The 11300-nt window shown below is 70.5% G+C and carries 10 protein-coding genes and 1 tRNA gene; 4 read left to right on the top strand and 7 right to left on the bottom strand.

The features are described from left to right. Nucleotides 1-84: 84 nt before the first annotated feature. The 5 genes from yjfF to K3769_RS34970 all read right to left on the bottom strand — a co-directional run bounded on the left by yjfF (nt 85) and on the right by K3769_RS34970 (nt 6166). Nucleotides 85-1107 carry a galactofuranose ABC transporter, permease protein YjfF gene (gene yjfF, locus K3769_RS34990; protein WP_267030236.1) on the bottom strand — a complete coding sequence of 341 codons (1023 nt, stop codon included), beginning with the start codon at nt 1105-1107 and terminating at the stop codon, nt 85-87. Then, nucleotides 1107-2207 carry an ABC transporter permease gene (locus K3769_RS34985; protein WP_267030235.1) on the bottom strand — a complete coding sequence of 367 codons (1101 nt, stop codon included), beginning with the start codon at nt 2205-2207 and terminating at the stop codon, nt 1107-1109. The genes yjfF and K3769_RS34985 overlap by 1 nt, the downstream gene beginning before the upstream one ends. Next, a complete protein-coding gene (locus K3769_RS34980) occupies nt 2204-3742 on the bottom strand; it encodes a sugar ABC transporter ATP-binding protein (RefSeq protein ID WP_267030234.1) in 1539 nt (512 codons plus the stop codon). The genes K3769_RS34985 and K3769_RS34980 overlap by 4 nt, the downstream gene beginning before the upstream one ends. A 190-nt stretch (nt 3743-3932) precedes the next feature. Continuing rightward, complete coding sequence (locus K3769_RS34975) at nt 3933-4949, bottom strand: ABC transporter substrate-binding protein (RefSeq protein ID WP_267030233.1); 1017 nt, start codon at nt 4947-4949, stop codon at nt 3933-3935. 170 nt (nt 4950-5119) lie between these two features. Then, entirely contained in the window at nt 5120-6166 is a 1047-nt protein-coding gene (locus tag K3769_RS34970; RefSeq protein ID WP_267030232.1) for a LacI family DNA-binding transcriptional regulator, read from the bottom strand. 442 nt (nt 6167-6608) lie between these two features. On the opposite strand from K3769_RS34970, the gene K3769_RS34965 reads away from it, so the two are divergent. From K3769_RS34965 to K3769_RS34950, 4 genes are all read left to right on the top strand, one after another. Then, complete coding sequence (locus K3769_RS34965; RefSeq protein ID WP_267030231.1) at nt 6609-7928, top strand: sensor histidine kinase; 1320 nt, start codon at nt 6609-6611, stop codon at nt 7926-7928. After that, the gene (locus tag K3769_RS34960; RefSeq protein WP_267030230.1) at nt 7925-8584 is read left to right on the top strand and encodes a response regulator; all 660 of its coding nucleotides are present in this window, start codon (nt 7925-7927) and stop codon (nt 8582-8584) included. Before K3769_RS34965 ends, K3769_RS34960 begins: the two co-directional genes overlap by 4 nt. A gap of 114 nt (nt 8585-8698) precedes the next feature. Further along, nucleotides 8699-9343 (top strand): GOLPH3/VPS74 family protein, encoded by a 645-nt coding sequence (locus K3769_RS34955; protein WP_267030229.1) that lies wholly within the window; start codon nt 8699-8701, stop codon nt 9341-9343. A gap of 69 nt (nt 9344-9412) precedes the next feature. Continuing rightward, nucleotides 9413-10111, top strand: a complete 699-nt coding sequence (locus tag K3769_RS34950; RefSeq protein ID WP_267030228.1) for a hypothetical protein — start codon at nt 9413-9415, stop codon at nt 10109-10111. A 36-nt stretch (nt 10112-10147) separates the two neighbouring features. Here K3769_RS34950 and K3769_RS34945 read toward each other — a convergent pair. Both K3769_RS34945 and K3769_RS34940 read right to left on the bottom strand, forming a co-directional pair. Then, a tRNA-Pro gene (locus tag K3769_RS34945) sits at nt 10148-10221 on the bottom strand. A 186-nt stretch (nt 10222-10407) separates the two neighbouring features. Continuing rightward, nucleotides 10408-11220, bottom strand: coding sequence for a MurR/RpiR family transcriptional regulator (locus tag K3769_RS34940; protein WP_267031672.1), 813 nt, complete (start codon nt 11218-11220; stop codon nt 10408-10410). Between the last annotated feature and the right edge of the window lie 80 nt (nt 11221-11300).

Genomic DNA, 11300 nt, shown 5'->3' with positions numbered 1-11300 from the left:
GGGCGCGGGGAACTGTGCAGCGGGGGCGAGGGGCGCAGCCCCATGCAGTGACGGGAAGGGTAGGGGCGGCGGGGGCGAGAAGGCCTACGTCCTGCGACGGGACGTCATCGTGCGTTGGATCAGGATGAACGCGCACAACAGCACACCCGTCGCGATCTTCGTCCACCACGAACTGAGCGTGCCCTCGAACTGGATCAGACTCTTGATCAGGCCCAGCACCAGCACCCCGAACAGCGTGCCCACCACATAGCCGGACCCGCCCGTCAACAACGTCCCGCCGATGACGACCGCGGCGATCGCGTCGAGCTCAAGGCCCGTCGCGTGCAGCGGATCCCCCGACTGGATGTACAGCGTGAACAGAAGCCCCGCCAGCGCGGAGCAGAACCCGCTCATCGTGTACACCGCGATCTTCGTACCGCCCTGCGGAAGCCCCATCAGCAGCGCCGACTGCTCGTTGCCGCCGATGGCGTACACCCGCCGGCCGAAGCGCGTGTAGTGCAGGACGTAGAAGGCCGCGGCCAGTACCACCAGCGAGACGATCGCCCCGACGGACAGGAACCCGCCCCCCACGGACACCTGCGCCTGGGCCATGCTGCTCACCGAGGAGTCGGTGATGGAGATCGACTCCTTGCTGATGACCAGGCACAGGCCACGGAAGAGGAACAGGCCCGCGAGGGTCACGATGAACGGCTGGATCTCGAAGTTCTGGATCACATAGCCCATGAGGTAGCCGCCGAAGGCACCGACGGCCAGCGCCATGGGGATGACGAGCACCAGCGGCAGGCCCTGCTTCTCCACCAGCCAGGCCGTGAACATGGTGGTGAAGCCGATGACCGAGCCGACGGACAGGTCGATGCCGCCGGAGAGGATGACGAAGGTGGCCCCGACGGCCGCGACCAGGAGGTAGCTGTTGTCGATGAACAGGTTCAGGAACACCTGCGTCTCGGCGAACCCGTAGTTCTGGTACCGGCTGAGGCCGATGGCGTACATGATGAGGAAGAGACCGGCCGTCACCAGGACGGGCAGGCGGCGGTCGGCGAGGACGCGTGCGGTCCTGCTCGGCGCACGGCTGTCCGGCGCCGCCGGCTTGTGGGTGGTCGTGGTCATCACGACACCTCCATGGTGCGTACGGTCTCGGGCGTCGTGGCGGCGTCCGCCGGGGCCGCGCCCCGCTCGGCGCTCCGCCTCCCGCCGAAGCGACCGCCGCCGAACACCTTGGCGCGGAACTTCGGGGACTGCATCAGGCAGACGATGATGACGACGGCGGCCTTGAAGACCAGGTTGGTCTGGGTGGGCACGCCGATGGTGTAGATCGTGGTGGTGAGCGTCTGGATGACGAGCGCGCCGACGACCGTGCCGCCGATGGAGAACCGGCCGCCCAGCAGCGACGTACCGCCGATGACCACGGCGAGGATCGCGTCCAGCTCGATCCACAGACCGGCGTTGTTGCCGTCCGCGGCCGAGGTGTTGGAGCTGATCATCAGTCCCGCGATACCGGCGCACAGCGCGCAGAACACGTACACCATGATCTTGATGCGGCGGGAGCGGATGCCGACCAGCCGGCTGGCCTCGGCGTTGCCGCCGACCGACTCGACGAGCAGGCCCAGCGCCGTGCGGCGGGTCAGTGCCACGGTGACGGCGACCACGGCGGCCACCACGAAGATGGAGAAGGGCAGCGTCAGCCAGTAGCCGCCGCCGATCAGCTTGTACGGCTCGCTGTTGACGGTGATGATCTGCCCGTCGGTGATGAGCTGGGCGACCCCGCGGCCGGCGACCATGATGATCAGCGTGGCGATGATCGGCTGGATGCCCATCCGGGCGACCAGGAAGCCGTTCCAGAGGCCGCAGAGGACCGCGGCGGCCAGGCCGATGGCCATCGCGAGCAGCACCCCGGACAGGGCGTCCTGGTCGGCCTGGTCACTGATGTACGAACAGGTCAGCGCGCCGGTGATGGCGACCACCGCGCCGACGGACAGGTCGATGCCGCCGGTCGCGATGACCAGGGTCATGCCGACGGCGACCAGGATGAGGGGCGAGCCGAACAGCACGATCGAGACGAGGCTGCCGTAGAGGTGGCCGTCCGTCATCTTGACCGAGAAGAAGTCCGGTGTGAAGGGCACGTTGACGAGCAGCAGGATGACCAGCACGGCGACCGGCCAGAACAGGTGATGACGGGTCAGTGCCCGCCATCGGGGCGTGGTGGTCACTGGTGCTCTCCGCTCGCGATGGTCTCCAGGATCCGGGTGGGGGTGATCTCGGGCCCGTTGGCCAGCTGGGCCACGAGCTTGCGGTCGCGCAGCACGCCGATGGTGTGGCTGAGCCGCAGGACCTCCTCCAGTTCGGCCGCGATGTACAGCACGGCCATGCCTTCCTCAGAGAGGGAGACCACCAGTTTCTGGATCTCCGCCTTCGCGCCGATGTCGATGCCGCGCGTCGGCTCGTCCAGGATCAGCAGCTTCGGCCGGGTGATCAGCCAGCGGGCCAGCAGCACCTTCTGCTGGTTGCCGCCGCTGAGCTGGCCCACCCTCGCCTCGGGGTTGGCGGGCCGGATGTCCAGGGCCTTGATGTATTTGGCGACGAGTTCGTCGCGCTGGGCGACCGGGATGGGCCGGGTCCAGCCACGGGTGGCCTGCAGTGCGAGGATGATGTTCTCGCGCACGGTCAGGTCGGGTACGAGGCCTTCGGTCTTGCGGTTCTCCGAGCAGAAGGCGACGCCCGCGGCGATCGCGTCGTTCGGGGCGCTCATCGAGACCTGCTTGCCGCCGATGGTCACCTTGCCGGTGTCCGGCTGGTCGGCGCCGAAGAGCAGCCGGGCCAGCTCGGTGCGGCCCGAGCCGAGCAGTCCGGCGAGTCCGATGACCTCGCCCTTCTTGATCTCCAGGTCGAAGGGCGCGATACCGCCGGCCCGGCCGACGCCGTCCGCCGTGAGCAGCGACTCCCCCACGTCGGCGTGGAGTTGGTGGTCGTGCAGCTCCTCCAGCTGGCCGAGCGCCTTGCCGATCATCAGTTGGACGAGGCCGACCTGGTCGAGGTCGCGGACCATGTGCTCGCCGACGAGGGCGCCGTTGCGCAGGACCGTCATCCGGTCGCAGACCTCGTAGATCTGGTCGAGGAAGTGCGAGACGAACAGGATCGCCACGCCCTCGCCCCTCAACCGCCGCATCAGGGCGAAGAGTTCGAGCACCTCGTCGCGGTCGAGGCTGGAGGTCGGCTCGTCGAGGATGAGCACCTTGGTGCCCGACCCCGAGCCGTCGCTGTCACCGGTCCCCACCGACCGTACGATCGCGACCAGTTGCTGCACTGCCAGGGGGTACGAGGACAGCGGGGCCTCGACGTCGATGTCGAGGCCGAGCCGGTCGACCAGTTCGGCGGCCTCGCGGCGCAGCCGCTTCCACTGGATGCGGCCGAAGCGGGTGGGTTCGCGGCCGATGAAGATGTTCTCCGCCACCGACAGGTTGGGGCAGAGGTTGACCTCCTGGTAGACCGTGCTGATCCCGGCCTGCTGGGCCTGCGAGGGGCTGTGGAAGCGTACGGACGTGCCGTTGAGGGTGACGGTGCCGCCGTCCAGGGAGTAGACCCCGGTCAGCACCTTGATGAGGGTGGACTTGCCGGCGCCGTTCTCGCCGAGCAGGGCGTGGATCTCGCCGGGGAAGAGCCGGAAGTCGACACCCGACAGAGCCCGTACCCCCGGAAACTCTTTGACTATGCCCGTCATCTCCAGGACGGGCAGCGGCTCTGCCATGGCAGCGCTCCTCATGGATATTCGTTCAGGCCCGCAGGGAGCCCCCTGGGACGGGGGCTCCCTGGCACCAGGTGCGGGCGGTCGGTGAGTACCTGTCGGTACGCGGGGTGCGGGTCAGTACGTGACGTACGGGTCAGTACGTGACGTACGGGTCAGTACGTGACGTACGGGTCAGTACGTGATGTACGGGTCAGTACTTGCGGGTCGGGAGGGCTTCCTTCGCCTGCTCCTGGAGGAAGTCGCCCTCCTTGGTCTTGATCCGGCGCTCCACCGTCTCGCCGTCGTCGACCTTCTTGACGAGGTCCATCAGCTGGGGGCCGAGCAGCGGGTTGCACTCGACGATGCCGTTGATCTTGCCCTCGGACATCGCGACGAAGCCGTCCTTCACGCCGTCGACCGAGACGATCAGGATGTCCTTGCCGGGCTTCTTGCCGGCCGCCTCGATGGACTGGATGGCGCCCAGGGCCATGTCGTCGTTGTGCGCGTAGAGCACGTTGATGTCCGGGTTGGACTGCAGGAAGGCCGCCATGACCTGCTTGCCGCCGGCCCTGGTGAAGTCGCCGGTCTGGCTGACGACGACCTTCCAGTCGTCCTTGTGCTCGGCGTCCATGATCTCTTTGAAGCCCTTGGCGCGCTCGATCGCGGGCGCGGCGCCGGTGGTGCCCTCCAGCTGCGCGATCTTCACCGGCCCCTTGTGGCCGGCCTTCTCCAGGACCTTCTCCAGCATCTTGGCCGCGCGGCGGCCCTCGTCGATGAAGTCGGAGCCGATGAAGGAGACATACAGGGAGTCGTCGGAGGTCTCGATGGAGCGGTCGGTGAGGATGACCGGGATCTTCGCGGTCTTGGCCTCCTTGAGCACCGCGTCCCAGCCCGTGACGACCACCGGCGAGAAGGCTATGACGTTCACCTTCTGGGCGATGTAGCTGCGGATCGCCGAGATCTGGTTCTCCTGCTTCTGCTGGGCGTCGGAGAACTTCAGGGTGTAACCGGCGTCCTTGGCCGCTTCCTTGACGGACTTGGTGTTGGCGGTGCGCCAGCCGCTCTCGGAGCCGACCTGGGCGAAGCCCAAGGTGATCTTCTTGCCACCGCCGCCACCGCTGGAGTCGGAGGAGCCGGAGGAGCTGTCGTCCTCCTTGGCACAGGCCGCCAGGCCGCCCGCGACCGCCACGCCGACCGCCGCGGTGAGGAAGTTCCTTCTGTTGAGCATGTCTTCTCCTTTGAAGAGCCGGCCCTCAAGGGCCTGCCGGTACTCGTGCTGCTCGCCGGGACACGTCCCACCATGTCCAGCCTGTCGATCATTGTTCGAAATATCGGCCATACAGGGGCGCGTCGGACAGGTGGGGCTTCGGGCGGGTGGAGCTCTGGACGGGTAGGGCTTCAGTCGGGTGGGGCGCCCTGGTCGGAGGTGTACGGAAAGGTGCTGGCGCGGACGACGAGCTGGGGTTCGATGGCGATCCGGAGCGCCCCGGACGGCTCCCTGCCCTCGATCAGGTCCAGGAGCAGGGCGATGCTCCGTTTTCCGACCGCCGCGAAGTCCTGCCGGACGGTGGTGAGCGGCGGCGCGAAGAACTCCGACTCCGGGATGTCGTCGAAGCCCGCCACCGCCACGTCCTGGGGCGTGCGCACCCCCGCTTCCCGCAGGGCCCGCAACACCCCCAGTGCCATCTGGTCGTTGGCGACGAAGACGGCGGTCAGCCCCCGGCCCAGCCAGCCGGCCAGTTCCTGGCCCGCCCGGTAGCCCGACAGCGGACTCCAGTCCCCGCGCAGGATCAACGGCGGTTCCACGTCCGCCAGTTCGAGGGTGGACCGCCAGCCCGCGGCCCGGTCGGCGGCCTCCTGCCAGTCCTCGGGCCCGGCGAGGTGCCAGACCGTACGGTGGCCGGCGGCCAGCAGGTGACGGGTGGCGAGCCGGGCGCCCAGGTGCTGGTCCACGTTCACACTGGGGATGCCCACGCCGGGCCCGCTGCCCACGGTCACCACCGGGAACGGATGGCGGAGTTCCGCGAGGGCCTCGACCGCCGACCGCTGCGGGGCGATGGCGACGACTCCCTCCACCCCGCCCTCGCTGAGATGGTCCAGCGCCTCGGCCAGCTTCTCGACGGTCAGCTTGCGCAGACTGACCGTGGAGACGAGGTAGCCCTCGGCGCGTGCCGCCTCCTCCAGCGCGAAAAGGGTGCTGGCCGGACCGTAGAGCGTGGTGTCCGAGGCGACCACACCCAAGGTCCGGGTGCGGCGGGTGACCAGGGCCCGTGCGGAGGAGTTGCGGCGGTAGCCCATCTCCTCGATCGCGTGCAGCACCTTGGCCCGGGTCTCGTCGCGCACATGGGGGTGGTCCCCCAGCACACGGGAAACGGTCTGATGGGACACGCCCGCCAGCCGCGCGACATCGGCCATGGTGGGCGGCCGAAGCTGGGATTGTGCCATGCCGCACCTCCTTGGCGGTCGTATACCGAGAATTTCCTGTGCCGGACCTGTACCGGACCTGTGCCGGCCCCGGATGTCGGCTCCGGATGTCGGCCGGTGATTGCGGAGGTCATTGTGAGCGCTAACAATTCATGCCGGTCAAGGGGGCGGACAGCAGGAGGCACGTCACGTTTGAGTAACGCGCCGGAAGCGCACGGTTGCGGAGCGGCGTCGCCCGGGCAGATGCGGCGAAGGCATTGACGGGCCACGGTCGCGGCCCTAGATTGCGGCACCGACCCACGAATCGAAACTTCGAACTACGAACGAGATACCGGACGTTGGCGTACGAGTGGGACGTACGTGTTGGGCGTACGTGGCGTACGTGGCGTACGTGGCGTACGTGGCGTACGTGGCGTACGTGGCGTACGTGAGGGGCCGCTCACCCTCCGGATAGGCTCGGAAGGTGAGTCGCAGCAGCGGGCAGCCGGACGACACCCTCGCCGCGGAAGCGCGGGGTCAGCTGTCGCCCCGCGCGGCCCGGACGCTGTGGTGGACGTCGGCCGGCCTGGTGCTCACGGTCCTCGGCACCTCGGTCTCCGTGGCCGGCGCCGACCACGTCGGCCGGCTCCCGGTGGCCGCAGCCCTGGTGGTCGTCCAGGCCGCCGCGCTGCGATGGCAGGCGCGCGCCCCGGTGACCGTACTGGCCGTGAACGCGTCGGCGGGACTCGCGGTGTGGGTGCTCCTGCCCGCGGTGACGTTGACGGGCGCGCTGCTCGCGGCGCAGATCACGTTGTGCGTGCTGTCGGCCACCAGGCCGCGGCGGGTGTCGGTCCTGGCGCTCGCGGCGATGTGCCTGCCGGCGCCGCTGGCCTTCGGGGCGGGCGGCGCTACCGGCCTGGCGGTCTGGCTGCTGACCGTGGTCCTGGCGTGGACCGCGGGACAGTGGCGCAGAGCGCAGCGGGAGCGGACGAGGGCGGAGATGCGCCGGGCCGTGGTGGAGGAACGGGCGCGGATCGCGCGCGAGGTGCACGACGTCGTGGCCCACACCCTGTCGGTGATGGTCATCCAGGCGGGCGCGGCGGACGACGTGTTCGCCGAACGGCCCGAGCAGGCCCGCCAGGCGCTGCGGGTCATCGAGACCGGCGCCCGGTCGGCCCTGGGCGAACTGCGCCTGCTGCTGCGGGCTTTCCGGCCGGACGAGGACGGTTACGCGGACGAGGACGGCTACGCGGACGGCGAGTACGCGGATGACGGTCGAGCGAGTGACGGTCATGCGGATGACGGCTCCGCGGACGGGACTGCGACTGCGACTGCAACCGAGACTGGGAATGGGACTGGGACTGGGACTGGGACTGGGACTGGGAAGCAATGTGGTCCGGGGCCCTGGCTCGCCCGTCTGGAAGAGCTGGTGCAGACCGTGCGGGCCACCGGGATGACGGTGGGTCTGCACCGCGAGGGGGCCACCGCCGGACTGCCCGCGACGGTCGACCAGGCGGCGTACCGGATCGTCCAGGAGTCCCTCACCAACACACTGCGGCACGCGGTGGGCGCGGACGAGGTGAGCGTGCGGGTGACGGCGGAGAGGGACTGTGTGCGGGTGACGGTGATCGACAACGGACGGGCGGCGCCGGGCCTCGCACCCGGGTACGCGGCTGGGGCGGGGCGCGGTCTGGTGGGCATGAAGGAGCGCGTACGGCTCGTGGGCGGCAGCCTGCGGACCGGTCCGCGGCCCGGGGGCGGGTACGAGGTGTCGGCGCGGCTGCCCGTGGACCGTGCGTCATGACGCTGCGCGTGGTGGTGGCCGACGACCAGGCCCTGGTACGTACCGGATTCCGCATGATCATCGACGCGCGGGACGACCTGGAGGTGGCCGGTGAGGCGGCCGACGGCCGGGAGGCGGTACGGCTGACGCGGGAGCTGGCACCCGACGTGGTGCTGATGGACGTACGTATGCCCGTGGTGGACGGAATCGAGGCGACGCGGCAGATCGTGCGGTCCGGCAGTCCGGCCCGCGTCCTCGTGCTGACCACCTGGGACGTCGACGCGCACGTCGTCGACGCCCTGCGGGCGGGAGCGAGCGGCTTCCTGCTGAAGGACATCCGCCCCGGCGAACTCGTCGACGCCATCCGCGTCACCGCGCGCGGGGACGCGCTGCTGGCACCGACCGTGCTGGGCCGGATCCTGGACCGGTTCCTGCGCACCACGCCCGACCCGGCGCCACCGCCTTCCCTGCGTGAGCTCTCCGGCCGCGAGCGGGAGGTTCTCACCCTGATCGGCCAGGCCCTGTCGAACGCGGAGATCGCGGGGCATCTGCGCCTGTCGGAGGCCACCGTCAAGAACCATGTCAGCGCGGTGCTGCGCAAGCTGGGGGTGCGCGACCGCGTGCAGGCCGTGGTCGCGGCCTACGACCACGGCCTAGTACAGCCGCGCCGCCCCTGACCGCCCGTTCTCCTCCTCAGGGATGAGGCCGGGCCGCCATCCCCCCGTGGTCCCAGTGCCCGCCCCTTCCCGCGGCCGATCCGTGAACGGGGCGCCCGGCCCTACCGTCGAGGGGTGATCGAAGATCTGGCCTGCGCCATGTACCTGCTCGCCCACGACGACGTGGCCGAGCGCCCCTACCACCGTGCCCGGACGGAACTGCTGGTCCGCACCGCCGCCCTGATCGACCTCGCCCTGCGGGGCCGGCTGGTGGAGGAGGCCGGGGTGGTCGTCCTGTCCGGAGCCGGCGCGGAACCGACCGGCGCTCCCGTCCTCGACGGTGTGCTGCGCGATGTCGGCACCGGGCACGGCTGGAAGCGTCTCGCGCGCCGCCACCGCAAGCGGACCCTGACGGAGGTGGAGGACCGGCTCCTGGAGACGGGGCTGCTCGCCGTGCGGACTTCCCGCACCCTTCTCGGCAAACGGCGGCTGACCGTGACGCGGCCCGCCGTGACCGAGGAGGTCCGCACCCGTGTGTCCGAGGCGTTGCGCGGGGACACGCCGGTGCGGGAGATCCCCGCCGCGGACGCCGCGCTGCTGGCGCTGGCCTCGGCGGGCGACGTCCGCCCGGTTCTCTCGCGGCAGGACCGCAGGACCCACCGCGACCGTATCGACGCCTGCACGCGGTCTCTCGCCGCCCTGGCTCCCGGTCTGGCGGGAACCGTGCAGGATCTGCCGATGACCATGATCGCCGCACAGGGCGGCATGGGCGGCAGCTGACCCACCGCGCCCACGTCGTCGGACACGGAGCGACGTGGCGCCCACCACGCCACTCCCAGGGGGACAGCCGTGAACGAAACCACCGCCAGGCGGCTGACGGGCCTCACCGGCATCGTCACCGCCGCCGCCTTCATAGTCGAAGTCCCCCTGTACTTCCTCTACTCCGGGCCACCGCCGGACGCGAACGTCCTGGCCAGGCTATTGATCGGAGTTCTCGCACTGGCGTCGTTGATCGTGTTCACGACGCTCTTCCGCGAGCTGGTCAAGGCGGCGGCACCCGCTCACGAGTGGCTCGGCACGGTGGCCTTCGCCGCCGGACTGGTCTACGCGACGGTCACCCTGGTCTCCAGCGGGCTGGAGGCGGGCGCGGTCATCGCCGCCGACCGTCCGGTCGACCCGACCATCGCGGTCAGCGGCACGTACGTCCTCTACGGCACGATCGGCCGCGTCCTGCTCGCGCTCTTCCTCACCGCCGTGGGCCGCGTTCTCACGCTCGCGAGGCTGCTGCCGCGCTGGACCGGCCGCTCGGCCTACTTCCTGGCGGGCCTGAACCTGGTCTTCGTGCCGTCCCTCTTCTTCGGCAACACCCCCTCGCACTTCTACGCGGCGAACGGCTGGGGCACGACCGCCCTGATGGGCGCGCTCTTCAGCTACTGGCTGCTCGCCCTCGGCGTCTCGGCCCACCGCAGCGCCTCCCGACGCGTACCGGCCGCCGCGCCGGGCCCGTATCAGGACAAAAACCGGAAGGCCGCTTCAGATCTGCTCTGAAGCGGCCTTCCGGCTCCGGCCTGCGACTTCGTAAAGTCGGGACGACAGGATTTGAACCTGCGACCCCTTGACCCCCAGTCAAGTGCGCTACCAAGCTGCGCCACGTCCCGATGCGTCTCGCCGCGGCGGACCGCGCGAAGACGCAGGTGAACCTTACCGCACACCGATCGGCGGACGTCCGAGGTCCCGGTCAGGACAGGTCGGGTCGAGGACAGGTCGGGTCGAGGACGGTCAGGTCGAGGACGGTCAGGTCGAGGACGGTCAGGTCGAGGACGGTCAGGTCCGGGCTCGTCGGGTCAGTCGGCGAACAGGCCCCGTGCCTCGGCCCGGGCGTCGAACTCCTCCAGGTGGGCCTGGGCGTCGGGGAGGGCGTCGCACATCGCGTCCAGGAGGACCTGGCCCAGCAGCATGGGGGCGCTCACCGTGTCGAAGACCAGACCCGTGCCCACCGCGGCCGGCAGCAGCAGGTCGCTGTGGGCGGCCACCGGGGCGAACGTGCCGTCGGCGATCGTCACCACGCTCAGCCCGGCGTCCCGGGCGTGGTCGAGCGCGGCCAGGAGCTCCGCCGGGTGACGCGGCAGCGCGAAGCACAGCAGCGCGCTCGCGCCCGCGTGCCGGGCCGCGCCGATCCGGTCGGCGAGCAGCGACCCGCCCTCGTCGAGCAGGCGCACGTCGGGGTGCACCTTCGCGGCGAAGTAGGCGAAGCCGCGCGCCTGGGCCGCCGAGGCGCGCAGCCCGAGCACGGGCAGCGGCCGGGAGGCGGCGAGCAGCCGACCGGCGGCCAGGACCGGCCCCGGGTCGGCCAGCAGGGCCGCGAGCTGGAGCAGGTTGTCGGCCTCGGCCCGGATCGCCCGCTGGTAGGGGTTGGCCGGCCGTGCGTCCACGGCCGGCCCGGCGGGTACGACGTCGCGCAGATGTCTGCGCAGCGCCGGATAGCCGTCGAAGCCGAGGGCGACCGCGAACCGGGTCACCGACGGCTGGCTCACCCCGGCCAGCCGGGCCAGCTCCACGCTCGACAGGAACGGCGCGGCGGCCGTCCGGCGGACCAGGCAGTGGGCGATCCGCCGTTGGGTGGGCGTCAGCCGGCGTCCCTCGAAGAGCTGGTGCAGCCGCGTGGGCGCGAGGGCCCCGAGGGACGCGTCGTCACCGGTGCCCGCGCCCGCCGCCTCCGTGTCGCTCACTCCTGTCC

Origin of the sequence: Streptomyces ortus, assembly GCF_026341275.1 — a bacterium.
Classification (GTDB): Bacteria; Actinomycetota; Actinomycetes; order Streptomycetales; family Streptomycetaceae; genus Streptomyces; species Streptomyces ortus.
Note: the sequence above shows the minus strand (reverse complement) of the source record. Positions and strands in the feature narration are given on the sequence as shown.

What these genes read in the sequence shown, in the direction of transcription:
- K3769_RS34980 (WP_267030234.1), bottom strand. Translation starts at nt 3,742, where the DNA reads ATGGCAGAGCCGCTGCCCGTCCTGGAGATGACGGGCATAGTCAAAGAG.
- K3769_RS34960 (WP_267030230.1), top strand. Translation starts at nt 7,925, where the DNA reads ATGACGCTGCGCGTGGTGGTGGCCGACGACCAGGCCCTGGTACGTACC.
- K3769_RS34970 (WP_267030232.1), bottom strand. Translation starts at nt 6,166, where the DNA reads ATGGCACAATCCCAGCTTCGGCCGCCCACCATGGCCGATGTCGCGCGG.
- K3769_RS34975 (WP_267030233.1), bottom strand. Translation starts at nt 4,949, where the DNA reads ATGCTCAACAGAAGGAACTTCCTCACCGCGGCGGTCGGCGTGGCGGTC.
- yjfF (WP_267030236.1), bottom strand. Translation starts at nt 1,107, where the DNA reads ATGACCACGACCACCCACAAGCCGGCGGCGCCGGACAGCCGTGCGCCG.